Source organism: Spirosoma radiotolerans (assembly GCF_000974425.1).
GTDB lineage: Bacteria > Bacteroidota > Bacteroidia > Cytophagales > Spirosomataceae > Spirosoma > Spirosoma radiotolerans.
The window spans coordinates 5193511-5218838 of record NZ_CP010429.1 but is presented as its reverse complement, the minus strand read 5'-3'; the positions used below and the strand labels follow the sequence as shown (position 1 = coordinate 5218838).

The window sequence follows — 25328 nt, the reverse complement described above, 5'->3', positions numbered from 1 at the left end:
GGCCTATTGTGGTTGGTTAGTCGCTAGACTGCCGTGGCGGTCATTTTGTTGCGAAACGTACTCTTACAAGTCGAAGCGTCGACAGGTTTTGGCAAGTTTTGCCATCAGTCTTAACCCTTGGGAATAAAAAGTTGGACGCTGGCTATGCCCATTCAAACGGCCGTTTAAATGAATGGCAACAAGGAAAGAAGGGAGGAATCGAACTGATTATCAATTATAATGAGTGCGTATGGCAAACCAGTTGATTTGCCATACGCACTCATTTACCGGTTAAGAACTTGGGTTACGTTTGATCGTACTCCTGTTAAACTTGCTCGATAACATCGGTGCTTTTAACGGCTTTCAGCACAGAGGTTAAAACGCCCGGGAATTTTTTCTCTAGTTCATCAGATCGTAATGAAATCAGGCTTTGGGTGCCGAAGGGTCGTATGTGAATAATGCCAGCCTCGCGCAACACCCTGATGTGATGAGACATAGTCGACTTGGCAACGGGAGTTGGGATGGCGCCACATGACTGTTCGCATTCAGACTGAGCCAGACATTGCACATAATTTAACCGTACGGGGTCGCTAAGGGCGTGGAGCACACACGGCAAGGTGATCTGGTCAGCGGTAGGATGTTGGTACTGTTTCATAAATTAAAATCGTCTGATTGCTACTTCATCACGGCTACTAGTTAATGAAGTAGCTACAGTATTTGCTAACACAACAATGTGGTTAGGGAAAAAAATTCAATAGATTTTCAGAATTGAGAAACCATCTGCGAGGTCATCTTGTTCGACAACCATAAAACAATTAAAGTTCGATAATTGTAGAACATTAAAACAATACAACCTCACACAAAATGAAAACGCTCAACTTTCGAACCCAGTCCCTGATTGCAGGCCTGATCGTTTTGACAATCGCTCTGTTTCTAGTCACGCCAAAATTATTTTCTAATAAACCATCAGCATCCACAAGCGGTAAGACTGCGGCTCCGGCACCGGTGGCCGAAAGCAGGGTAGCTACTGATGCTTTTGTCGTAAAACGCGAAACCATCACCGACGAACTACAAACCACCGGAACTATTCAGGCGAATCAAGAGGTCGATCTCGTCAGTGAAGTGGCCCGTAAACTGGTCCGGGTTTATGCCCGGGAGGGTAGTTTTGTAAGCCAGGGTACGTTGCTCTATAAGTTAGACGACGCCGATCTGCTCGCTAAAAAACGCAGAGTAGCGCTTCAGGAAAAATTAGCGAAGCTGGATGAAAAACGCTTCCGCGAACTATTGGCAACGGAAGCAATCAATCAGCAGGAATACGACAAAGTCCTGACCAACCTGAACGTGTTGCAGGCTGAAATGGCTATGATTGACGTGGATCTGGCTAAAACGGAAATCCGGGCTCCGTTTGCGGGTAAATTAGGCCTTAAGCGTGTCGACGTTGGTGCTTACGTAACTCCATCGACGGTTCTCAGCTCGATCGACGATGTTAGCCGGGTAGAGGTCAACTTCACGATTCCTGAAAAATACGCGTCGGAGGTTCGGCCGGGTCAGGCCATTCACTTTACAACCGAAAACAGCAGTCAGCCATTCGTAGCAAAGGTTACCGCCACGGAGCCAAAGATGGAAGCCAACACCCGGAGCTTATTGGTTAAGGCCATCAGCGAAAACAAAGGTGGCAAACTGGTGCCTGGTTCTTCGGCTAAGATTGCGTTTGCGCTGCACGTCGTTCAGGATGGCATCCGGATACCGACCCAAGCCTTGATCCCTACCGCCAAAGGGTATTCTCTGTTCCGAGTTAAAAATGGAAAAGCAGAACGCCGGGACGTAACGACCGGAAGTCGGACCAAAGGAACGGTGCAGATTCTGGAAGGCTTATCGATCGGCGATACGGTGTTAACGACCAATCTGCTACGTCTGGACACGGGCGTACCCGTAACGGCATCGACAATTGACTAATTAGCCACGCTCGTTGTTCTCCTTCTCTTTGTTTTAAAAATACCCCACATGAGTTTATCGGAAATTAGTATTCAGCGGCCAGTGCTGGCCGGGGTACTCTCTGTATTGATTATACTTTTTGGTTTCGTCGGACTGACCTACCTCGGTATTCGCGAATATCCTGTTACAGATTCCCCCATTGTTACGGTCACCACATCCTATCCCGGTGCCAGCCCCGACGTAATCGCGTACCAGATTACCAAGCCACTGGAAGAGGCCATTGGTGAAGCCAACAGCATCCGGACCATCTCGTCTGTCTCGCAGGAAGCGGCCAGTGTGATCACGGTTGAATTCAACCTCAATGCAGACCTGGAAGCAGCCGCCAATGATGTGCGGGATAAAGTAACCAAAGCCCGGCGTCTGCTGCCCGCTGACGTTGATCCACCCATCGTGGAAAAAGCTAACAGTGGCGACATTGTCATCTTCATGGCAGTGGAAAGCAAAACCCGCAGCATTCTGGAAGTAAGTAACATTGCCTCCACCGTCATTAAAGAGCGTATGCAGACGATTCCGGGCGTGAAACGGGTCGGTATTGCCGGCGAAAAGAAGTACGCCATGCGGCTACGCATCGACCCGGCAAAACTGGCGGCCTATCAGCTGACACCGTCGGATATTGAACAGGCGCTACGGAAAGAAAACGTCGATTTGCCCTCTGGCCGGATCGAAGGTGACCGCAACGAACTGACGGTTCGGACACTGGGCCGCTTAACGAATGAGGACGATTTCAACAACATGATCGTCAAGCAGGCGGGAAGCAGTATCATTCGGTTCCGGGACATTGGCTATGCTGAGTTGGGAGCGGAGAACGAACGGACGGCCATTCTGAATAGCCTCAAGGGAAATTCACCGACCATTGGTGTGTTCGTTGAACCTCAACGGGGCGCCAACGCCATTGCCATTGCCGATGAGTTTTACAAGCGACTGAAGGAGCTGCGCAAAGAAATACCAGCCGATTATGAGCTGACCATCGGGAAAGACTTCACCGAGCCGATTCGGGATTCGATTTCGGAAGTGGAAGAAACCCTGTTCGTGGCGTTTGGGCTGGTGATTCTGATTCTGTTCCTTTTCCTGCGCGACTGGCGGTCGACGATCATTCCGGTCGTAGCCATTCCGGTGTCCATCGTGTCGGCGTTCTTCATTATGTACATCGCGGGCTACTCCATCAACATTCTGACGCTGCTGGCCCTGGTGCTGGCGATTGGTCTGGTAGTGGATGATGCCATCGTGGTACTGGAGAATATTTACGCCAAAGTAGAAGAAGGCATGTCGCCTTTACAGGCTGCTCGCAAAGGATCATCGGAAATCTACTTTGCTGTCATCTCGACCACCATTACGTTAGCCGCCGTTTTTCTACCTATTCTGTTCCTGCCGGGTATTACCGGAAAGCTTTTTCAGGAGTTCGCCGTGGTTGTCGCCGGGTCGGTGCTGGTGTCGGCGTTTGTGGCCCTGACGCTGTCGCCGATGATGAGCGCGTACCTGCTGAAACGGCATGACAAACCCAACTGGCTGTATCGCAAGACGGAGCCTTATTTTGTGGCCCTGAACCGGGGCTACGAACGGTCGCTGGGCTGGTTTATGCACTACCGATGGGTGGCTTTTCCCGCCCTGATCGTTACGTTCGGGCTAATCTATGTCATTGGAAAGCAACTCCCTTCGGAGCTGGCTCCGCTGGAAGACCGCTCGCAAATCAGTTTGGCTGTCATTGCGCCGGAAGGGTCGTCGTACGAGTATATGGAAAAGTATATGAACGAGATTTCTAAATTCTCGATCGATTCGACGGCGGGCATGTTCCAGTCTTATTCGATTCTGGCCCTGACATTTGGCCCACCGGCCCCGGTCAATATTGCCATTCAGAACACATTCCTCAAAAAAGCCGACCAACGCACCACGACCCAGGCCGATGTCTTTGCGACTTACGCCCGAAACATCCAGAATTTCCGGGGTGTCATGGTCTTTCCGGTGCAGCCGCCAACCATCGGGAGCCGATTCGGCCAGGCCCAGCCCGTCCAGTACGTCTTGCAGGGCATGAACCTGGCGGCTGTTACGGCCGTGTTACCGAAGTTTCTGGAGGAAGCGCGTAAAAGCCCGATTCTGCGGTTCGCTGATTCGGATTTGAAGGTGAATAAACCAGAATTGGTCCTTCAGATTAACCGCGATAAGGCGGCTGAGTTGGGTATCTCCGTCGCTGAGATTGCCCGGAGCTTGCAACTGGCGCTGAGTGGCCAGCGGTACGGGTATTTTATTTACAATGACCGCCAATACGAAGTAATCGGCCAGTTGCAGAAACAGGACCGCGATACACCCTATGATTTGAAAGCCATGTTTGTGCGGACCCGAACTGGTGATGTTGTTTCGCTGGATAACCTGGTCTCGTTCAAGGAAAGCATCAGCCCGGCCGCCATCTACCGGTATGATCAATCCATTTCGGCAACCATATCGGCTGGCCTGGCACCGGGCAAAACCATTGGTGATGGCGTCGCGGAAATGAACCGCATTGCCAAAATGGTTCTGCCCGCAACGATCAAAACGTCGCTGGCGGGCGAATCGCGGGATTATTCCGAAAGCTCGTCGAGTCTGCTGTTTGCCTTTGTATTTGCGCTGGTGCTGATCTATCTGGTGCTGGCCGCCCAGTTTGAAAGCCTGGTCGACCCGTTTATCATCCTGTTGACCGTACCCATGGCGATGACCGGTGCTCTGCTGAGTTTGTGGCTGTTTGGACAGACCCTGAACATTTTCAGTCAGATCGGGATCATTACCCTCATCGGTTTGATTACCAAAAACGGTATCCTGATTGTTGAGTTTGCCAACCAGCAAAAAGAAGCCGGACTGAGCACCAGCGAAGCCGCTAAAGTAGCGGCAGCCTCCCGATTCCGGCCCATTCTGATGACCAGTCTGGCCATGATCTTCGGTACCATCCCGATTGCACTCACCGTAAACAGTAGAAACTCGCTGGGTACGGTCATTGTCGGCGGTTTATTGTTTGCGGGTCTGCTCACGCTCTACATTATTCCAGCCGTGTATTCTTACTTCTCGCGGGTTCCGAAGAAAAAAGCGGAGGAGCTTGAACTAGTAGCCTAATCTGTATAGAACCGCACCGGCGGCCCGGCGGCCCGGCGGCCCGGCGGCCCGGCGCACCGGTGCGGTTCCATTTTGATCAATAGCATTTTTATGAGACACACCACGTATATCATTACGTCTTTCCTGGCAATTCCTTTTCTGAGCTTACAATTAGCTAAAGCCCAGGTTCGCCAACTGACGATGGACAATGCCGTTAAACTGGCGATAGACAAAAATCGCGATTTGCAGGTAGCAACGCTGGAAACAGCCAAAGCCGCTCAGAAAGTACAGGAAGCACGAGGGTATGGTCTGCCCACTGTAGCCGCTTCGGCGCAGTACCTGTACTATTTCAACAAACAAGTTTCGTTCCTGCCCGGTAGCTTTGTGGGGTTAGGCGACGATCAGTTAGCCACGTTTCGGGTCGGAGGGGCGAATGCGTTCCTGGGTGGCGTGGCGGTATCCCAACCCTTGTTTCAGACCAGCGTTCGTTCGGGTATTAAAGTGGCTCAGATCGATGGATTAGCCACGGATCAGGCGCTAGCTGATGTCCGGGCGACTGTCGTTACGGATGTGAAAAAAGCGTATCTGGACGTGTTGATCACGCAGGAACAACTCCGGTTGCAACAGCAAAGTATTACCCGCAACGAGCAGGCCCTGAAAGACGCCCGCTCCCTGCTGGCGCAAGGACGGGCCTCGCGCGTCGATACGCTACGCGCTTTTGTGACGGTCGAAAACCTGCGGCCAACGCTCATTCAGTTGACGAATCGAATTGGCATCGCAAAAACGGTGCTGAAGCGCACCGTGGGGCTGGACGAGCGGGAGGAGATAGACTTGCAGGATTCGCTGCGGTATGACGATGCTTTATTCGTCTCGCCGGGAACCGATGCTTTTCTCGATGCGGTGCAGGCCCGGCCCGAAGTGCGTCGGCTGGAACTAATCGAGCAGCTAAACCGGGAGCAAATTGCGCTGCAGGCAGCTGAGAAGCAGCCGAAGTTAGCTGCGATTGGCTCGGTACTGTCTCAGTCACAAGCCAATAATTTTCGGCTCGGTGATTACCGATGGCCCGTAAGCTCCTACCTGGGTTTGCAGCTCAGTGTGCCAATTTTCACTGGTTTTCGAACAAATTCCCGTATTCAGCAAGCGCAGGTAACTCGCCAACAAACTGAAAAACAGCTGGCTAACCTGAAGGAGATTGTGCGGGCACAGGTGAAAATAGGGCTGGCAAATGTACAGGAAGCCCGGCTACGCATCCAATCTCAACAACAGACAATTTCCGTCGCCGAGTTGGGGTACCGAATCACCCGCGACCGCTGGAAACAGGGCATTGCTTCCCGATTAGAGCTGACGGATGCTGAACTTTCGCTTACCCAGGCTAAGTCAAATTACCTCCAGGCCGTATACGATTATCTGACGGCTACTGTCGAACTTGACAAGGTATTGGGTCGAATTAAGTAGCGCAGGCGACGGATTGGGGTTGCCTATGGATTCGACAAACGGCATAAGTTGTAAACCTAATCAGCGCTTAGGGGTTAAGCACCCATGATCCCTATACACGCTTTATCGGCAACCATTGAAGAACTCCTGAGCGCTGGTCATTCCCCGGCCGATACGTTGAATCAGGTGGTCCAGACCGTTGGAATGGCCTTGGAAGCCGATCGTTGTTTTCTTTACGTGCGGCAACCTGAGCAGGAGCGGGGACGAACCGCTTTCTGCTGGCGCAGGAACCCGCAGATTCCCGACAAAAATACGATACAGCCCACCTGGCAACCCGATACGGATGAGTTGCCGACGGAGGACCCGCTGATTCGGGCCGGGCTGGCTATGAAACCGTCGGTTTATGTCGATGATGTTGACATGGCTGGTCCAGAAGTACTCAATCAGCAGTTTGAGCGGGAAACGTTCGGCCACCGGGCGTTGATTCATGCGCACATCCAGGCGGACAATCAACTGTGGGGAATTCTGCAACCCTGTATGTTTGGGCGTGCCCGGCACTGGACCGAGGAAGAAAAGACGCAGATTGAAGCCATCCTGCCGCGTTTGCAGCCAGTAATAGCGGCTTATGTGACGTCTGGCTGAGGTGGCACACAAACTGGTTATAGGTGAACCAATTTTAACGCACTTTGAGTACGACTCAAGGGTGCTGATTTACTAGGCCATTTCAGGGATTTCGTGAACGCAGGAAGCCAGCTTAGCTAGTGCACGCAAAGCAGAGCACCCTATTTTATGTTAGTTTTGCCTAATCATAAAACTAAAAAGCTATGTCATTGAAAACTGAAGAGGAGTTGGCCGGTATGCAGCAGATCAGCCAAGTCGTTGGCACCACCCTTAGGTGCATGCAACAGTATGCCCAGCCAGGAATGTCGACGTTTGAGTTGGATCAATATGGGCGACAACTGCTGGAACTGCATGGTGCCCGTTCGGCACCCAAGCTCACTTATGGCTTTCCGGGTTGGACTTGTATCAGTGTAAATGAGGAGGTATGTCATGGCATTCCTTCGGCCAAACGGCTTCTCCAGGAAGGGGATTTAGTTAATATTGATGTATCAGCCGAACTGAATGGGTATTGGTCAGACAATGGGGGATCGTTCGTCCTGGGGAAAGACATTCATCAGCGTGGTGACTTAGTAGAAACTTCGAAGCGAATCCTGGCCAAAGCCATTAGTCACATCCGAGGAGGAGTACAAATAGCTGAGATTGGGCGTTTAATTGACACTGAAGCCAGGCGAAGTGGCTACCGGGTCATCAAGAATCTGGCTGGGCACGGAATAGGTCGAAGCTTACATGAAGAACCGCTTGAGATTTTATGTTACTATGATCGGTCCAATAAAACGCGTTTCCGAACAAATTCGGTTGTGGCCATCGAGACGTTTTTATCTACCAACGCCACGTATGCTCAGGAAAAGGGGGATGGTTGGACACTAATCGCCAAAGGCAGTTTTGCTGTACAGCATGAACAAACGATAGTCGTTACGGACAAACAACCAATCATCCTGACAGCTGCGAATCAATTATGGAACTAAAGCCTGATTCGCTCATCACCACTTAACCTAAATTCAGTGGAGACGGTAACGGTTGTCTGAATGCCTTCATCCTAAGCTTATCTGCTTTTCTTGCCACATTCATTCTATAGCCTGGAAGGACGCCCGCCCGACACCTAAGATATATTCAGGACATTACATCCTGTTTTACCGAGTAAGCTCGTTGTTTTAGAACGAAAGCTGATGCTGAGTTATAGTTTATAAGTGCCTATGAATTTAGTAGAAAATGTTGCCTTCATTATCCTGTCTGGTTGGCTGATGACAGGTTTAGGCTTAAAGACATCACTTCTTGAAGAAAACGCTCCTCTCAAGCCCTTACATCATGCCGTGGATGTCGTGCTAACCGCTGACTTACCTGGCGAGAAGGAAGCCATTCTGGTTGCCACTAACCAGCAGCGAGTCCGTAAAGGCTTACCCGCGTTGACCCAGGACGCTAAGTTGATGCAGGCGGCTCAACAATACGCCGAACTAATGGCAGCCAAAGACCAAATGAGCCACACGTTGAACGGGCTGACCTTAGTTGATAAAGCTAAACGTGTTGGTTATTCATTTCGGCAACTGAGTGAAAATATTGCCCTCAATACCCGCCTGGATGGCCGGTTTGTGGTCATCGATCAATGGATGGAGTCGAAAGGGCACCGAAAAAACATACTGACCAGTGGCATAACCGATATCGGCATTGGTATTGCCGGCCCCAGTAAACAGAATCGGTACTACTACTGCCAACTATTTGGGGCCCAGTTGTAGCAGGATCTGTATGGTTCGACCTGGTCGGTGTCGATCAGAAATGCATTTTTGTGGTTGGCAACCGGCTTTGCAAGAGGGTTGTTGAATCTGCGCCGACTGAGTAGCTTTATAGAGTGTAGTGCTTGATTGAGTTAGCCTGTCTCATAAACAAATAACGTTAACCACTCAGGCGATACCACCAATATCTGCAACATGACTCGTTCGAATAAACTCACGTCTATGTCTATTCTCTCCAGGCTCTTCGTCATATGTATGCTGTTGACAGGTCTGATTTCTTATCCGGTAGCCGCCCAGCTTACACACGATTCGCTGCTCATAGAGGGGCATTATCGGGTGTTTCACTTTAACCAGCCGTCGGCCTCGCTCAATAAACCCAGCCTTGTTTTTGTGTTGCATGGGTCAGGCGGGGATGGTCAGGGCATGATGAAGGCAACGGGTAAGATGGAACAACAGGCGAAGCAAGTTAATACGCTGGTTGTTTATCCCGATGGCTATAAGCACTACTGGAATGAATGCCGAAAGTCGTCACCGGCTCAAGCTAACCAGGAGGATGTGAACGAGCAGGCTTTCTTTCAGGGCATGATTCAATATTTCCACCAGCGCTACGCCGTCAATACAGATCATGTGTTTGTGGTAGGAACGTCGGGCGGTGGGCACATGGCCTACAAACTGGCCCTGACGATGCCTCTTGCTTTTCGGGCCGTTACGGCTATCATTGCCAATCTGCCCGACAGCACGAACATGGATTGTGTACCGACGGGTAAACCGGTGCCCATCATGATCATCAATGGCACGCAGGACCCGATCAACCCCTACCAGGGAGGCCGGGTCGTTTTAGGCAAGAACATGGACATGGGCGTGGTACTGTCGACTGACCGCACGCTGGCCTATTGGGCTGGGCTGGCGCATTATCAGGGTAAGCCCACCATGGAGAAGCTACCCGATGTTGACCCGCAGGACGGCAAAACCATTGAACGGTACACATACCGGGCCGCCGGAAAACCAGACATTATTTTGCTGAAAGTTATTGGAGGTAAACACGACTATCCCAATGATGTGGATGTGCACGTAGAGGCATTGACGTTCTTTATGCATCAGATTCACCGGTAAAAAAAGTGATCAATGAGTTCGTGTTCAACCTGGGTTAAGGGTATAATTAACATATACTGACTTTTAAAAGTAGTAACAACTCAACTGCCTTTATTGGTCTATTGTGTCCTTAATGCGTATGAAAACACTACTTTTCTGTGGCCTCCTTTTGGGCATCCTCTCTTGCGAAAAGCCCGAATCGGATACGGTGTCGCCTGAATACAACGATTGGTACACCGTTAAATCACCCATCGACCGCGAGATTCAGGGCGTATGGGGTGACTACAACAAGACACTGTTGATTACCACGGTAGACCGTCTGTTCCGGTCCACTGACCAGGGAAAAAACTGGCAACAGGTTTATCGGCAATCGCTCGGTATGTTTGGTGTTGTGGAACATCAGGACACACTGTTTACCCTGAATGGCTTACTCAATAGTCGCTATTTGATTAATGCTGATAACTTCAGTATTGACGATGGCAAGACTTGGCAGCAATACACAAGACGAAATCCTATTTTTGAGCCATCGAGCGCAACGAGTACCTTCGCTATTAACCCGGTCACGGCTTCTACGGGTATCTCGTACCAGATCAATCAAGTCTTTTTAGGTGGTCCAACGGCCACAACGGGTGCGTTTGAGACGCCTGGTGTGGCTACATCTGATGGTCGACGAATCGATCTGCCCCAACTCCATCAACTGCATAGTTTGTATCTCGACAAGCAGGGGCGACTCTATATTTCCGGTACTGATGCGGTTTGTGGGCGGGGCCAAAACTTCGCCTTCTGCAATAGCCAGAACGGACGGGGCGTTGTTTACATCTCCAAGAAGCCCTTACCTTAATCAGGAAGCGGCTGATTTATTCCAGTAGTCCATAAATAAAAAGCCGCGTCAGGAGTGACCCAACGCGGCTTTTCTTTACATAAATTCCTGATCACTATGGCTGACCACCACCGCCTGCTGCTCCATACACCTGACCTGTAGCATAACTGCCGTCGTTAGCTGCCAGTTGAACGTAGATGGAAGCCAGTTCAGCTGGTTGTCCGGGACGGCCCAGTGGCGTATTCCCACCAAAGGTTTTTAGTTTTTCCTGCGTAGCTCCACCACTCGGTTGTAAGGGTGTCCAGATGGGCCCCGGCGCAACGCCATTGACCCGAATCCCTTTTGGGCCAAGCTGTTTGGCCAGCGATTTGACATAGTTCATCGTGGCCGCTTTCGTTTGGGCATAGTCGTACAAATTTGGCGAGGGATCATAAGCCTGCTCGGAGGTTGTGCCAATAATGGCTGAGCCAGCCGGTAAGTGAGGCAATGCGGCTTTGATGATCCAGAAGGGAGCATAAATATTGGTCTTCATCGTTGCATCGAAATCCTCCGACGAGACATCCAGGATGGATTCGCGGCTCTGTTGCCGGGCCGCATTACTAACCAGAATATCCAGACCGCCCAGCCCTTTCACGGCCTCGTCGACCAATCGTTTGCAAAAGGCTTCATCCCGAATATCACCTGGTATAGCGATTGCTTTTCGGCCTTCCTTCTTGATCAAATCGATTACCTCCTTGGCATCAGGTTCTTCGGCGGGTAGGTAATTGATAGCTACATCTGCACCTTCACGGGCATAGGCAATAGCCGCAGCACGGCCCATGCCTGAATCTCCACCGGTAATCAGCGCTTTGCGGCCCTGCAAACGCCCTGATCCTTTGTAACTGGTTTCCCCATGATCGGGGCGAGGGTCCATTTTGCTGGCTAGCCCCGGCCATGGTTGTGGCTGGGCTTTAAACGGAGGCTTTGGATATTTAGTCGTTGGATCGACCAGGGCGGCCGGAGCAACCGTATTGGGGGCTTCTCCCGGCGAAGAAGTGGCAAATACCGGAGCGGCTACGACGGTAGCGGCCAAACCGCTGCTAATTCCGCCAATCACCTGGCGTCTGCTTATGGGATGATCATTCATCATGGTTGTATTTTGTCGTTGAGTAAATAGTTGTTGCACTAAACTATATTTCCTATAGAATAATGGCTAAACAAGTCGTGTTAGACGAAGGTTAGATTTTATTTACATTTAATTCTGGCGTGCACAAACGAAGAATGCTGAACAGAATGCGGACTTTACCACTTTAGGTTGAAAAGGAATCATCCTTTTGAAGAATCCGAAAAGTAAAGTTTAGCTATGCAGAAAAAAGCATTGGTTGTTGGTGTCAGTGGTATCACTGGCAGTAATCTGGCCGAACAGTTGCTCGCTGAGGAATGGATCGTGTATGGGCTGGCCCGCAATCCAAAAACAGATTTAACTGGATTGACCCCTATTTCAGCGGATCTTCTGAATACGGACAGCCTGGCCACCGCTCTGTCCGAGGTTAGTCCGACTCATGTGTTTATTACCAGTTGGATGCGTAATGAAACAGAAGCCGAAAACATCCGGGTCAACAGCCTAATGGTGCGTAACTTGTTGGATACAGTGGCGCCAACGAAAACAGTGCAGCATGTGGCCCTGGTAACCGGACTTAAGCATTATCTGGGTCCGTTTGAAGCCTATGCTAAAGAAGGGACACTACCCATAACGCCGGTACGGGAAGAGCACCCCAGACTGGAAATCGAGAACTTCTACTATGCCCAGGAAGATGAAGTATATGCGGCTGCTGAGCGGGATGGTTTTACCTGGAGTATTCACCGGCCGCATACGGTAATTGGTAAAGCGGTTGGCAATATGATGAACATGGGGACAACGCTGGCCGTCTATGCCTCCATTTGTAAAGAAACCAGTAGACCTTTTCAGTTTCCGGGTTCCGGCGCGCAATGGAATGGACTGTCTGATGTGACGGATGCCCGTGTTCTGGCTCAGCAGATGATTTGGGCGGCTACTACCGAAGCGGCCCATAATCAGGCGTTTAACGTTACCAACGGCGATGTATTCCGCTGGAACTGGCTCTGGCTACAGTTGGCTGACTGGTTTGGTGTCGAAGCCAAAGGATTCGACGGTATCATTCACCCGCTGGAAACAGCGATGGCTGCTGACGGTCCGCTATGGAGATCTATCGCTTCCAGGTATAGCTTAAAAGAGCCAGATCTGGACCGTCTGGCATCTGCCTGGCACACGGATCTGGATTTAGGCCGCCCCCTCGAAGTGATGACGGATATGTCGAAAAGCCGTAAACTGGGCTTTACCGTTTATCAGGATACCCGTGATTCTTTCTTTAATCTGTTTGACACCCTCAGAGCGGAAAGGCTCATTCCCTGACTATAGTTTTGACGACAGACGCCCGCAAGAACTAAATAAATTGCGAGCTGGATCAGGAACGACAGACGTTGCGGTAATGCCAACCTCTGCGACCTCTGATAATATGTACTGGTTCACTTGGGCGATACGCTCACCGTAGACAAGGCGGGGATGAATGAAGGGCAGCCTGAGCCTGGTTGGTTAATGCTCATACCAACAAAGTATGGATGAGGAGAACTCGTGTTGAGTATATGGATAGGTCTGGTCGGCAACGGCGCTGTCGATCAATCAAACGTTATCTTTCTATAAATAGAGCGTTTGATTGATCGACAGCGCCGTTTTTTATTATAAGCACAATGTAGCTCGGCTTCAGTGCCGTTATCAGGGCCAACTCTGGCTCAAAACCTCATTCCGCTAGCTAGGAACCCTTTTCCCGCTTGGTGAGCGGCTTAATACAACTCTATGCTCCAATGAGAAGACTAAAGGGTTATATTTGTTTGAAAATAACGCCCTTCATGAAATACATTTTCTTCTCTTTTATCTTCATGAGTTCAACGCTGTGGGCCGCTATTAGGCCCGACAGCACGATAACGCCCAACGATTCGCTGCGTAAGGTTCAACTCAATGAAATAGTGGTTTCGGCGTCCCGCGTCGCGGAAAATATTCTCAAATCGCCCGTCAGCATTGACGTAATTGATGCCCGGCGTATTCGGCTCTCAGCCCAACCCTCGTATTTCGATGCCATTGAGAATATCAAAGGTGTTCAACTGCTTACCTCGAGCTTAGGCTTCAAAGTTTATAATACGCGCGGTTTTGCGGCTACCACCAACGTTCGCTTCGTTCAACTCGTCGATGGCCGCGATAACCAGGCTCCCCACATTGGCGCTCCAATTGCCAGTGCCCTTGCTCCATCGGACCTGGACATTCAGCAAGTTGAGCTGGTGCCCGGCGTTGCTTCCGCGCTGTACGGCATGAATGCGCTGAACGGGTTGGTCAATATTTTAACCCGTAATCCCTTCGATTCGCAGGGCCTGAGCATCGGCCAGAAAACCGGCGTAAACCATGTGAATGATGCGGCCATATCGCCCAAGATTTATTCCGAAACCAGCCTCCGGTATGCCCGCCGGATTGGTAATCGATTCGCCTTTAAGGTGAATCTGGTGTATCAGCGGGGCTACGACTGGGTAGCTGGCAACCGGGATGATCTGAACCCCAGCGGCAACGCTTCCCTGGGCTTGTTTGGTGCCGATAATCCCGCGTATGATCCCGTCAATGGGTATGGGAATGAAGCGGCCAACCGGCGAACGATCACATTAGGCGGGAAACGGTATAGCATCGGTCGAACGGGGTATTACGAAGCGGAGTCCACCGATTATGGCCTCCGGAATCTGCGGGGTGATTTATCGTTGCATTACCGATTCTCCCCAACCGTCGAGTTGGCCTACACCTATCAGGGGTCCACATTAAATAATGTCTATCAGCGCACCAATCGCTTTCGGCTGGAGAATTACCGGCTCGGGCAGCACAGCCTGACCTTAACAACACCCTCGGTGCAGCTAAGGGCGTATCAAACCCACGAAAACACGGGTGATTCCTATAATATCCGGTCGATGGCCGAAAACATCGACAAGTCGTTTAAGACCGATAATCAGTGGTTTTCTGATTTTACCAATCAGTTCAATGCCGATACCAAAGCGGGTTTGGCGGTACCAGACGCCTTGCGGGATGCTCGCGCCATCGCCGACAAAGGTCGCCCGGTACCGGGTACGCCTACCTTTAATGATCTGGTTGCCAAACTCCGCGACATCAATAACTGGGACATTGGCGCAGCGCTTCGGGTACAGTCCTGGATGTATCATGTTGAAGGGCAGGTCGAGCCGACCCGGGTACTCTGGCAGCGGTTTCGCCAACAAACGGGTATCAACATTCAGGCGGGGTTTGATTTTCGGCGATATGTCGTGTTCCCAGATGGTAATTACTTTATCAACCCCACCGAGGCCGGTAAAAACCTGGTGTATGGCAAAACCGGCGGCTTTGTCCAGTTTAGTCGATTGTTTTTTGACAATCAGTTGAAGGTGGCCGGATCGCTGCGGGTCGATAAGAATTACTACTTCGACGCCCGTTTGAATCCCAGGGCATCGGTTGTTTACTCGCCAACGGAAGCGCACAACATTCGCCTTTCTTACCAGAATGGATACCGGTTTCCCTCCCTCTTCGAAGGATTTACCAACATCAACTCCGGGGGAGTCAAACGGGTTGGCGGCCTGCCAATCATGTCGCAGGGAATATATGAGAATGCCTACTTAGTAACCTCCATCAATGCCTTTCAGGCGGCCATTACAACCGATGTCAATACGAATAAACTCACGACCGATCAGGCCATTCAAAAAAACAAAGGACTTCTCAAACAGAGCCTCTACACCTATCTGAAACCCGAACAGGTAAATAGTTTCGAACTGGGTTATAAAGGGTTGTTGTTCAAAAAACGGCTTTATGTGGATGCCGATGTGTATTATTCGGCTTACAAAAATTTCATTGCCCAGGTGAATGCCAACCTGGCCAAAGGTACGAATCGGGATTCGCTGGCGTATTACTTTTCTGCTTCGACTACACAGGACCGATACCGGCTGTGGACCAACTCACAAACCCAGGTATATAATTATGGAGCCAGCCTGGGACTTCGCTACAGCCTGACCCAGAACTGGTCGGTGGGTGGTAATGCCTCCTATGCCAAACTCGACCGGGCCGATAATGGCGATGGGTTAGAGAGCGCTTTCAACACTCCCCGCTGGATTACCAATCTGAGCCTCTCAAATGGCAATCTATGGCGCGGGCTTGGCTTTTCGGTAAACTACAAACACCAGGATGCCTTTTTGTGGCAGTCTGAATTAGCCACCGGCAACGTATCGGCCATTAATACGCTGGATGCCCAGGTGAGTTACCGGCTCTCAAAACTCAATCTTCTGGTGAAAGCGGGCGGTACCAATATCCTGAACCAGCCGTATTATACCTTCACGGGTGGTCCGGCGGTGGGCGGGCTTTATTACACAAATCTAGTCTGGGAGCCTGGATTTTAAGCTAGTCAACCCTAGGCCTGACCAACCGCTTCGATTCGGTAAACAGCTAAAGTTGCTTCCATCCGACTGTCCCTGTGACCCAGATATTGCCTAAAACGGATTCTAGCCGCACGTTTCGATCAGAGGAAGTTACAGCGCTGGGGCATCGCGGTCTGGAACATGTTTAATGCGTGCATTTAAATGAAAGGGCGTTTTAAGCAGCAGCTAACTCAACTACTTATTTTATCCGTGATTTATACCCCATATGTAGGTTTCCGCAATCGTTTTGCCACTTGGAACGTACCCGCTCGCCGGTAAGGTGTGCCCATTGCGACTTCGATTCGAATGGCCGTTTGACTGAACCATATTAGGCATGCAAAGCGGGTTTCCTTATCTTGTCATTCCATTGCCATTGGGCTCGCTTTTTTCCTCCTACGCTAATGACAAAACAAGATCCTCCGCTTACCGATCAGACCAGACCCAAAAGACGGGCCTTACTGGTGGGCAGTCTGCCCTTCGACAGCGATGAAGACTGCATGAAACGCGCCCTCGATGCACTCGGTCCAGCCTTGTTTTGTCTACCCGACGGAGAGGTGGGAGAGAAAACACCTGCTTTTCCCAAAGGCAACCGCATGGCCTGGGTAGTGTACGCCATCGAAAAGCTCACCCAGGATACCGCCAACTGGCAGATTCTGAAGGAGCCCACCCGTGGAACCGATGGAATGGCTGTCGATTACGATAGCTTCCAGAAGCTCAAACCCTTGCACTCACCGGCTGATATGCCCCAGCATGTCAGCCTAGGCTATGATGAGTTCTTTCGGCTAAATTACCCGATTTTTACCCAGCTGCGGGAGCAGTATGGCTTGGACCATCTGAAATTTCAGGTAGGGGTACCAACTGGCTTTGCCATGGGCTTTGCCTTCGCCAGCCCCATCACCTGGCTGCGTTACACTTACGCCTTCAACACGGTTATTGCCCGGGAGGTGAACGCCATCCTGGCCCAGGCCGGTCATGATGTGGTGATTCAGCTTGAAGTACCTCCCGAGCTGTATGCCGCCTACAAGTTACCTACCCCGCTCATTGGGTTAGCCCTGAAGCCCATTCTGGATTTGCTGCGCAAAATCAATCCAGGTGCCCAGATTGGGATTCATCTGTGTCTGGGTGATTTCCACAATGAAGCCTTAGTGCACCCCAAAACGCTGGACAAGATGGTCGCTTTCTCAAATAAGCTGGTTCAGCGCTGGCCTGCTCAGCATACCCTGGCTTACATGCACTATCCCTTTGCGGAAGGCTTGGTGCCTCCCTCAGTGGATGCGGCTCACTATGCCCCAGTCCAGCACATTAAGTTGCCAACGGGTACGCGCTTTGTTGCCGGGTTTGTCCATGAAAAGCGGACCCTGGCTGAGAACCGGCATATCCTCAACAGTATTGAAAGCGCCCGGGGCGGTTGTGTGGATGTTGCCTGTTCCTGTGGCTTAGGTCGGCGCAGTGCTAGTACGGCTGAGGAACTGATGACGATGATGGCGGAGCTGGCCAAAGCGGAATTTTAGCTTGTGTGGGCCTTTGCTGCTCAAGCAGACGGGGTTCACTGACTTGGGACGTGTTGACGATTAGGTAGATAGGAACCCAGCTCGCAAACCCGGGATGAAAAGACCACGCTCAGGTTACCTTGTCATTTATGTATCGGTGAAATTCTATTTGTTAGCTAATAGATGGATATTTATAGTTTAACAAGAAGGGTAATAAAACAAATACATTAATACAGCACTGGGGCCAAGTTGCCTGGCTTTTCAGAATTAGCTACACAATTAATTTATAACCGATTCCGCGCACATTGACGATCTGAACGGTTGGATCGTCGCGGAGGTGGCGACGAAGTTTGGTAATAAACACATCCAAGCTGCGGCCATTGAATAAGCTATCGTCGCCCCAGAGTGCCATCAAAACGGCGTTCCGTTCCAGCACATGATTCCGCTGCTCATACAAATGACGCAGCAATTCGGCTTCACGATGCGACAGGAGTACATCCTGTCCATCGAGCGAGAGTTTTTGTTTGTGGGCTTCGAACTGATACCGGCCAATATATACCCAGTCTGACTCAGCAACACGCGAACGGGAACCAATAGTACGACGGAGCAGCGCATTGATCCGTACAACCAATTCATCCAGACTAAATGGTTTTTTCAGGTAATCGTTGCCGCCCAGTTCAAAACCACGTACCACATCAGCCGTTTGCGAACGGGCCGTCAGAAACAGAATCGGTACATCGAGATCGGTTTGGCGAATTTGCTGCGTCAAGGAGAACCCATCCATATGCGGCATCATTACATCCGCGACCACAATATCAGGGTGTTCCTGAAGAAACATAGCCAGTCCTGCAACACCATCAGCCGCATACAGCACCGTAAAGCCACGCACCTCCAGACTATCCTTGACAATCATTCCTAGCGCAAGTTCATCTTCTATTAGCAAAACAGTGTACATGCGTTTTATTTTTTGGTTCATTGAGGCCACGGCTATGCCTGATGGAACAGTGACAAGTTAAAATGTAAGCAAAAACTCACTTCCTTTGCCGGGTTCGCTGCGTACCGACACCTGGCCGCCGTGCCGTTCGATTACTTGTCTTACATAGGCCAGTCCTAGGCCGAAGCCTTTTACTGGATGCAAATCGCCAGTTGGCACCCGGAAGAATCGGTCAAAAATGGCCGACTGATACGTTTTGGCAATACCAATGCCATCATCAGCAACGGCCAATTGCCAACCGGGCTCGTTTCGGTAGAAAGTAAGATGAACCGTGACCTGATCGCCCGAGTAGTTGATGGCATTGTCAATCAGGTTGTTGAGAGCATTTGCGAAATGAACGCGATCAACGGTTACGGTCGTGTCCGCAGGCACATTGACCAGGAACGTAACGGGTTTGGCCGACTTCAGTTGATGGCTCGTCACCAAATCAGTCACTACCTCGTTCAGGTTTATTGGCTCTGGTCGGAGTGCCAGTTCCTGCTTTTCTTCGACCGCCAGATTCAGCACTTTTTCGACCAGATCAGAAAGGCGTTGCAGGTTGTTTTGCGAAATCGCCAGATACGTCTGCGTTTTCTTAGGATCAGCTAAAGCACCAAAATGCTGTAAGGCTTCTACGGCTGCTGTTACGGTAGCAATGGGCGTTTTCAGTTCATGCGTCATATTATTGATAAAGTCGCTCTTTACCTCCGACAGCTTCTTCTGGCGCAGAATCGTACTGAGCATGAACAGATAACTACTCGTCGTCAATAGTAATAAAAATACCGAACTACCAAACAGCCAGCCCATTCGACGTAATAAATAGTAGGTTGGTGTATCAAAAGTCACCTGTGCAAACAGATTCCGAACCGGATTGATAGGCACAACAATCTTGTTCAATACGTTCGGCGTACCACGTTGCTTTAAGCGCGCCCCCAATTGATGAGCCAGTACAGGACCTGAAGGCTTTTGTGGAGGAACGTCCATCGTATCGAGTTTAAAGGTAGCGTTTATCCCTCGCTCAAGAAGCTCGGCGCGGTAGGCAGCCCGCAGCGTTGGCAGATCGATACGAGTCCCTTCGGCCCAGTCGTGCAGTACCATCGTTGAGATTCGACGGGCAAGCGCATCGGGCGATGCAAATACCTGTGTTTCTGCTCCAGGTGGGCCCGAATGAAATTCATCAGCGGCTAACGCCCGAACACCAGGCTGATTAGTAGCTTCTGACCTCAGGGGCGGCTTGGGGGGGCTCATAAAAACGCGAATCTGTCTCTGGTTTCTAATACCGTCAACGCTGCGAATAATCATGTGGGTCTGCTCCTGATTGCCCTGTTTGGCAAATAGGCGGTTCGCTTCGACTAGCTGGCGTTGCTGCAAAACCGAAAACAGGGCATCCCGCATCGTCTGATTATACTGCTGGCTATTAAGATGGTACGTTGTCCAGAGCCAATAGCCCTGAAATGCGTTGATGCCAATGATGCAAAGCGTCATCAGCCAGAATATGGAACGAATGCGTCGGTTCATGTACAAAGCTATATCGTCTGGGCGGGCTTCGCATGGGTGTTAACACTGTTTAACACTATGTAACAGTACGTTACACAAGGTTAAATGAACTTTGACCCGTCAAATCAAACCAGTAATTGTTTATGAAAACGCTCCTCCGAGCAGTTGTCAACGGCTTATTAGCCGTTCTGATAACTCACATAACAACCATCGCTCAAACAGCCTCTGCTACCTGGTCTGGCCAGATTACCTACGAAGGCATCCACAAGATTGACCCGGCGAGTCTGAGATTTAAAGATAGTAATGGCGAGCTGATGAAGCCCGGCGATCCTAACTGGCCAAAAGACATTCCCGATAATCGAATGTCGGAGCAGAAAGTTCTAATCAACGGTGCATACGCGAAAGTAACCGGTAACAATTATCAGGTGATGCCGACAGTCGGCGGCCGGCGTCCGTTTACAGAGCAGTTTTTTGTTGATCTGAAGGCCCTGAAAAAAGTAACGATACTTACGGTCGGCAATGATGCGGATGCGAAAACGTATCAGGCCGAAGCGCCACTTCAGCGAGTAAGTGGCTGGCAAATGACCGACCAAAGCAGGAAAATAGCTGGTTATATCTGCCGAAAGGCCACGGTCCCTTACAAAAAAGAAACCTATTCGGTCTGGATCACAACAGAGCTCCCCATCACCTACTCACCAATCCAGGAACTCACCCCCGATACCGGTACGGTCTTGCTGATTGAAGGGAGCAAGGAGCAATTCAAAGCCAGAAAAGTGGCTAAAACCGCACTCGATGCATCGGTAGCTAAACCCAGTATACAGGCGCAAGCCGTTACGATGGAGCAACTAACCGAGCTACGTCAAAAAGCCATTACTGATTTTATGCAAAAGTACGAACGTGTAGGGCACGGAGGTTAGGGCCAGGGTATTTCGCGCAGGAATGGCGGGGTGGACATCAGTCCGCTATCCGCTCACGAAGCACCCCTTCAATCCTGCTTTTTCCAGCTATCCCAGCCCAGACAGCCCCATGAAGCCATTTTTCTTTATTTTCTTCCTCTTTCTGACTACCGGTTTATTCGCCCAACGTAACGGAACGAAATCCGAGATTGGGGGGATGGTGGTTGATTCAGCCAGTGGCAAACCCCTGCGGCAAGCGTCTATCTCGCTGATGATGGATCGCGATTCGAGCTATGTAACGGGCACGATTACCGATGGCGATGGGATGTTTCAACTACGCAACGTAGCACCGGGACGCTATCGACTGCTTGTTACGTTCCTGGGCTATCGGAATAACGCTCAGTCGATTACTATTACGTCCGGCGTACCAGCGAATGGCGTGGGCATTCTGCGGATGGCCGAGCAGAGTAATCAGCTTCAGGAAGTTGTGGTTCGGCAGGAAAGCCCACCAGTTACGGTAAAACAAGATACATTGGAGTTCAACGCCGGGTCGTTCAAAACGCAGCCCAATGCCGCTGTGGAGGAATTACTCCGCAAACTACCGGGTATGCAAGTAGGCCGTGATGGGACGATAAAAGCACAGGGGCAAACGGTCAACCGAATATTGGTGGATGGGAAGCCGTTTTTCGGCCATGATCCGAAGATGGCTACCCGAAACCTGCCCGCCGATGTAGTCGATAAGGTTCAATTATACGATCAGTCATCGGATCAGTCGCAGTTTTCGGGTATTGACGATGGCAACCGGGAACGAACCATCAATATAACCCTCAAGGAGAATAAACGGAAAGGGTATTTCGGTCAGAATGAACTGGGTGCAGGCACGGCGCGCGGTGGGGAGGCCAATCGGTATCAGGCCCGATTGAACCTGCACCGCTTTAACAACCGGGGCGACGGACCGGGGCGCCAAATTTCCCTAATTGGTCAGGCTAACAACCTCAACCAGCAAAACTTTATGCTGGGTGCGGCCCAAGGTCCGGTTTTTGTAGGTGGCTTGGAGGGAAGCGGTCCTCCTGGTAGCCAAACGCCAACCAACGTGATCGAAGTACGAGCGGGTGGATTGAACTACCGGGATAAGTTGGGTCAGCGAGCCGAAATCGCAACGAGCTACTTTCTGAATCAGGCCATCACCACCACCGATCAACACAGTCGGCGCACTAGTATTTTGCCCGGCAATTCACTAACGACCGATCAGCAGAATTATTCGCAGAATCAGCAGTTGACGCATCGGTTCAATCTCCGTCTCGACTGGGTACTTGACTCGATGACCAGCCTCCGGTTAGCCCCCAGTCTGTCCTGGCAAACGACCGATTACACCAGCCGCCTTTCCAGCCGCTCCTCGTTACCGGGACCGGGTCTGGCGGGGCAAGTGAGTCAACTGGTTAATTCCGGCGAAACGGTTTATGGATCGACAGGCAACGGACTGAATGGCTACAATAACCTGCTGCTGATGCGTAAATTTCGGCGTCAAGGCCGCACTCTATCGCTCAACCTGAACACGGTATTGGGTGATGGCGAAACAAAGGCGTTGAATCAGTCGGCCAGTACATTTTACGATTCCACAGGTGCCAACCCCGGACGGAATCTCTTAGATCAACACAACCGACAAGCGGCTTATAACCTGCAAAACACGCTGACTCTGTCGTATACCGAACCGTTGTCGTTCACCCAAAAACTGGAGTTGCGGTATGCTTACTCGGCCAGTAGTAACCGAGCTGATCGAGTGGCTACTGACCGAAATGAAACGAACGGGCTTTACGACCGCGTCAATTTTCTGTTATCAAACCAATTTAGTAGCTCATTCGACTACCACCGGGCGGGTTCTACCTATCAGAACCAACGACTACGCTATAAATTTGCCCTTGGCCTGGACGTTCAGCAGTCGCAGCTGCAACTCGATAATCGTTCGGCGGATACCAGTCAGCGACGTCGATATGTCAATCTGTTGCCCAACGCCCTGTTCAGCTACACCTTTTCCGGCAATCGAAACCTGCGCCTGCACTACCGAACCCGCCTGAATACCCCCTCGATCACTCAGTTGCAGCCCGTAATCGACAATACAAATCCGCTAAATAGCCGAATTGGAAATCCACAACTGGCGCCCGAGTTTTATCACACAGTTATTCTGGCCTACAATGTGTCAAAAGACCTGGGGGCCAGAAGTTTTACGGCCTTTGCCAGCCTGAATCAGAGCGCCAACCGGATTGCAACGGCAACAACGATCAGTCCTTCGGGTGTGCAGACCACGCAACCCATAAACGTGGGCGGCTTTTGGTCGGCCAATGGATCGATGTCCATCGGGCGAATGCTTCAACCCTCGCAACTGGACCTTACCTTCATTACCAGCGTAGCGCTGAGTCGGGCGGTTAGTTTCATGAATGACCGACGTAATGACACAAAAAATGTCAGCGTGGGGCAGGGGTTTCGCCTGCAATCTAATTTCAGCGGTAATCTGGAATACGGGCTCAGTGGTAACCTAACGTACCAAGCGGCTTCGTATTCGCTGACCCCAAAACAGAACACGGCTTTCTGGTCACAGTATGCCACTGCCGACTTATTCTGGAAACTTCCTTTTCGTTTCGTGCTCACCAGCGATGTGACTTACACAGCCACAACGGGTTGGGCTGTGGGCTATAATCAGCAGTTTATGCTCTGGAATGTAACGCTGGCCCGGCAGTTTTTTAAAGGTGATCAGGGCGAACTGCGCCTGCAGGTATTTGATCTATTGAATCAAAATCGCAGTCTGGTCCGAAACACAACCGATACGTATATCGAAGACGTTCAAAGCCGGATACTACGTCGGTATTTGCTGGTGAGCTTCGTGTATAATCTGCGCAAGTTTGGCCTATAAATAATGCAGCGGAGGCAGAGTAAATAGAATGCTTGTTGATTCCGGATACCCTCTAATCTTCCGCTACTCTGGCCACTCAATACAAGTAAAATAATCGAATGCTCGCTTATTAGTAGGTACTCGTCTGCCTGAAAAAACGTATGAGAAGTGTTGGATTATTAATGACCGGTTGCCTGTTCCTTTTGTTCAGGCTCAACGCACAGCCAATTGGAGTGAGCCAAATCAGGAAAAATGTACCCCTGGATTCAATTCGGCTGAGCGACCCCTTTATTCTGGCTGACAAAAAAACAAACAGCTACTACATGACCGGCACAGGCGGTATGCTCTGGAAAAGCCCTGATCTGAAATTGTGGGAGGGACCCTACTTGGTGGCCCAGACCGACCCCAACTCGTGGATGGGACCTAAGCCAATGATATGGGCCGCTGAACTGCATTCGTTCAATAACAAATACTACTATTTCGCCACCTTCACCAATCGGGCGGTTAAGATTGATACCGTCGGAAAGAACGTCATCGAACGCCGGGCTAGTCATGTCCTTGTCAGCGACAAACCCGACGGCCCCTATGTTCCTATGCTTGATGCGACCTACCTGCCCGCTGCCAAGCCTACGCTCGATGGTACATTCTGGGTCGATAAGGATGGCAAACCGTATATGGTGTACTGCTATGAATGGTTGCAGAATAATAACGGCACTATCGAAAAAATCGAACTTAAACCCGATTTGAGCGGTAGCCTTGGCCCTGGTAAACTACTATTCAGGGCCAGCGATTCGCCCTGGAGCCGCGAAAAAGATTCGACTGGCCACGACCGGCCGAATAAAGTTACCGACGGACCGTTTCTGTTTCTGACTAAAACCGGCCGACTGGGTATGCTCTGGACGAGCTGGATTTACGACATCTACACACAGGGCGTGGCTTACTCGAAAAGCGGCACACTGGATGGCCCCTGGATACAGGAACAGGAACCGATTAGCCCGCCCAATTTTGGTCATGGTATGTTGTTTCGCAGGCTCGATGGTAAGCTGCTTATGGCCGTACATAGCCACAAAAGCGAGAAGGGGCGTACTGTCCGTATTCCCCATTTATTCGAAGCCGACTTATCAGGCGACAAATTGATCGTTGGTAAGCAATACGTACCTTGACGAGGAGCGCCAAAGGAGATAAAAATAAGCTTAATAAAAGCTTTGTAAATAGATTTATGAACTATGTTTTATGCCTTTTTTGTCATTGTCAGCCAGTAGTGGCCATTTTGATAGTGAGTGAATAGCCGGTAAATTAGAGGCAATATCATACAGAATGAGGCCAATAGCGACGCGTTCAGTAGAAAGGTAGCTACCGTTCTTAGCTATCCCGTT

Annotated in this window: 18 protein-coding genes; 14 read left to right on the top strand and 4 right to left on the bottom strand. The window is 50.6% G+C overall.

Annotated features, from left to right (window positions below; translation table 11 throughout):
- Window positions 1-304: 304 nt before the first annotated feature.
- Complete coding sequence (locus tag SD10_RS21100; protein WP_046576522.1) at window positions 305-634, bottom strand: ArsR/SmtB family transcription factor; 330 nt, start codon at window positions 632-634, stop codon at window positions 305-307.
- Between the two features lie 209 nt (window positions 635-843).
- Between SD10_RS21100 and SD10_RS21095 the strand changes: the two genes are divergently transcribed.
- From SD10_RS21095 to SD10_RS21060, 8 genes are all read left to right on the top strand, one after another.
- Entirely contained in the window at window positions 844-1935 is a 1092-nt protein-coding gene (locus tag SD10_RS21095; RefSeq protein ID WP_046576520.1) for an efflux RND transporter periplasmic adaptor subunit, read from the top strand.
- Window positions 1936-1983: 48 nt separating this feature from the next.
- On the top strand, window positions 1984-5052 hold the full coding sequence (locus SD10_RS21090; RefSeq protein WP_046576518.1) for an efflux RND transporter permease subunit: 3069 nt from the start codon (window positions 1984-1986) through the stop codon (window positions 5050-5052).
- A 90-nt stretch (window positions 5053-5142) separates the two neighbouring features.
- Complete coding sequence (locus SD10_RS21085; protein ID WP_052731249.1) at window positions 5143-6486, top strand: TolC family protein; 1344 nt, start codon at window positions 5143-5145, stop codon at window positions 6484-6486.
- An 84-nt stretch (window positions 6487-6570) separates the two neighbouring features.
- Window positions 6571-7107, top strand: a complete 537-nt coding sequence (locus SD10_RS21080; protein ID WP_046576516.1) for a GAF domain-containing protein — start codon at window positions 6571-6573, stop codon at window positions 7105-7107.
- 182 nt (window positions 7108-7289) lie between these two features.
- Complete coding sequence (gene map / locus SD10_RS21075; RefSeq protein ID WP_046576514.1) at window positions 7290-8051, top strand: type I methionyl aminopeptidase; 762 nt, start codon at window positions 7290-7292, stop codon at window positions 8049-8051.
- Between the two features lie 228 nt (window positions 8052-8279).
- A complete protein-coding gene (locus tag SD10_RS21070; RefSeq protein WP_052731248.1) occupies window positions 8280-8816 on the top strand; it encodes a CAP domain-containing protein in 537 nt (178 codons plus the stop codon).
- 252 nt (window positions 8817-9068) lie between these two features.
- Window positions 9069-9926, top strand: coding sequence for an alpha/beta hydrolase family esterase (locus SD10_RS21065; protein ID WP_046576513.1), 858 nt, complete (start codon window positions 9069-9071; stop codon window positions 9924-9926).
- A gap of 118 nt (window positions 9927-10044) precedes the next feature.
- Window positions 10045-10746, top strand: coding sequence for a beta propeller repeat protein (locus tag SD10_RS21060; protein WP_046579917.1), 702 nt, complete (start codon window positions 10045-10047; stop codon window positions 10744-10746).
- Window positions 10747-10840: 94 nt separating this feature from the next.
- On the opposite strand, the gene SD10_RS21055 is transcribed toward SD10_RS21060, so the two are convergent.
- The gene (locus SD10_RS21055) at window positions 10841-11851 is read right to left on the bottom strand and encodes an SDR family oxidoreductase (RefSeq protein ID WP_394330477.1); all 1011 of its coding nucleotides are present in this window, start codon (window positions 11849-11851) and stop codon (window positions 10841-10843) included.
- Window positions 11852-12067: 216 nt separating this feature from the next.
- Here SD10_RS21055 and SD10_RS21050 point away from each other — a divergent pair, with 216 nt between their 5' ends.
- The 3 genes from SD10_RS21050 (at window position 12068) to SD10_RS28860 (ending at window position 17720) form a co-directional block, all read left to right on the top strand.
- Complete coding sequence (locus SD10_RS21050; RefSeq protein WP_046576509.1) at window positions 12068-13135, top strand: SDR family oxidoreductase; 1068 nt, start codon at window positions 12068-12070, stop codon at window positions 13133-13135.
- A 494-nt stretch (window positions 13136-13629) separates the two neighbouring features.
- Window positions 13630-16191: a TonB-dependent receptor gene (locus SD10_RS21045; RefSeq protein WP_052731247.1), complete on the top strand. Its 2562-nt coding sequence runs from the start codon at window positions 13630-13632 to the stop codon at window positions 16189-16191.
- A gap of 419 nt (window positions 16192-16610) precedes the next feature.
- Complete coding sequence (locus SD10_RS28860) at window positions 16611-17720, top strand: hypothetical protein (protein WP_052731246.1); 1110 nt, start codon at window positions 16611-16613, stop codon at window positions 17718-17720.
- A gap of 250 nt (window positions 17721-17970) precedes the next feature.
- Here the strand turns inward: SD10_RS28860 and SD10_RS21035 are convergent, their stop codons facing one another.
- Window positions 17971-18654 (bottom strand): response regulator transcription factor, encoded by a 684-nt coding sequence (locus SD10_RS21035; RefSeq protein WP_046576507.1) that lies wholly within the window; start codon window positions 18652-18654, stop codon window positions 17971-17973.
- A 57-nt stretch (window positions 18655-18711) separates the two neighbouring features.
- Window positions 18712-20190, bottom strand: a complete 1479-nt coding sequence (locus SD10_RS21030) for a sensor histidine kinase (protein WP_046576504.1) — start codon at window positions 20188-20190, stop codon at window positions 18712-18714.
- A 122-nt stretch (window positions 20191-20312) separates the two neighbouring features.
- On the opposite strand from SD10_RS21030, the gene SD10_RS21025 reads away from it, so the two are divergent.
- From SD10_RS21025 to SD10_RS21015, 3 genes are all read left to right on the top strand, one after another.
- The gene (locus SD10_RS21025; RefSeq protein WP_046576502.1) at window positions 20313-21086 is read left to right on the top strand and encodes a hypothetical protein; all 774 of its coding nucleotides are present in this window, start codon (window positions 20313-20315) and stop codon (window positions 21084-21086) included.
- Between the two features lie 109 nt (window positions 21087-21195).
- Window positions 21196-23973: an outer membrane beta-barrel protein gene (locus SD10_RS21020; RefSeq protein WP_046576499.1), complete on the top strand. Its 2778-nt coding sequence runs from the start codon at window positions 21196-21198 to the stop codon at window positions 23971-23973.
- Window positions 23974-24113: 140 nt separating this feature from the next.
- The gene (locus tag SD10_RS21015; protein WP_046576497.1) at window positions 24114-25115 is read left to right on the top strand and encodes a glycoside hydrolase family 43 protein; all 1002 of its coding nucleotides are present in this window, start codon (window positions 24114-24116) and stop codon (window positions 25113-25115) included.
- The last annotated feature ends 213 nt before the right edge of the window (window positions 25116-25328 follow it).

Bases quoted from the DNA above. Each gene is read 5' to 3' on its own strand.
- SD10_RS21100 (WP_046576522.1), bottom strand. From the start codon at position 634: ATGAAACAGTACCAACATCCTACCGCTGACCAGATCACCTTGCCGTGT.
- SD10_RS21095 (WP_046576520.1), top strand. From the start codon at position 844: ATGAAAACGCTCAACTTTCGAACCCAGTCCCTGATTGCAGGCCTGATC.
- SD10_RS21090 (WP_046576518.1), top strand. From the start codon at position 1,984: ATGAGTTTATCGGAAATTAGTATTCAGCGGCCAGTGCTGGCCGGGGTA.
- SD10_RS21085 (WP_052731249.1), top strand. From the start codon at position 5,143: ATGAGACACACCACGTATATCATTACGTCTTTCCTGGCAATTCCTTTT.
- SD10_RS21080 (WP_046576516.1), top strand. From the start codon at position 6,571: ATGATCCCTATACACGCTTTATCGGCAACCATTGAAGAACTCCTGAGC.
- map (WP_046576514.1), top strand. From the start codon at position 7,290: ATGTCATTGAAAACTGAAGAGGAGTTGGCCGGTATGCAGCAGATCAGC.
- SD10_RS21070 (WP_052731248.1), top strand. From the start codon at position 8,280: ATGAATTTAGTAGAAAATGTTGCCTTCATTATCCTGTCTGGTTGGCTG.
- SD10_RS21065 (WP_046576513.1), top strand. From the start codon at position 9,069: ATGCTGTTGACAGGTCTGATTTCTTATCCGGTAGCCGCCCAGCTTACA.
- SD10_RS21060 (WP_046579917.1), top strand. From the start codon at position 10,045: ATGAAAACACTACTTTTCTGTGGCCTCCTTTTGGGCATCCTCTCTTGC.
- SD10_RS21055 (WP_394330477.1), bottom strand. From the start codon at position 11,851: ATGAATGATCATCCCATAAGCAGACGCCAGGTGATTGGCGGAATTAGC.
- SD10_RS21050 (WP_046576509.1), top strand. From the start codon at position 12,068: ATGCAGAAAAAAGCATTGGTTGTTGGTGTCAGTGGTATCACTGGCAGT.
- SD10_RS21045 (WP_052731247.1), top strand. From the start codon at position 13,630: ATGAAATACATTTTCTTCTCTTTTATCTTCATGAGTTCAACGCTGTGG.
- SD10_RS28860 (WP_052731246.1), top strand. From the start codon at position 16,611: ATGACAAAACAAGATCCTCCGCTTACCGATCAGACCAGACCCAAAAGA.
- SD10_RS21035 (WP_046576507.1), bottom strand. From the start codon at position 18,654: ATGTACACTGTTTTGCTAATAGAAGATGAACTTGCGCTAGGAATGATT.
- SD10_RS21030 (WP_046576504.1), bottom strand. From the start codon at position 20,190: ATGAACCGACGCATTCGTTCCATATTCTGGCTGATGACGCTTTGCATC.
- SD10_RS21025 (WP_046576502.1), top strand. From the start codon at position 20,313: ATGAAAACGCTCCTCCGAGCAGTTGTCAACGGCTTATTAGCCGTTCTG.
- SD10_RS21020 (WP_046576499.1), top strand. From the start codon at position 21,196: ATGAAGCCATTTTTCTTTATTTTCTTCCTCTTTCTGACTACCGGTTTA.
- SD10_RS21015 (WP_046576497.1), top strand. From the start codon at position 24,114: ATGAGAAGTGTTGGATTATTAATGACCGGTTGCCTGTTCCTTTTGTTC.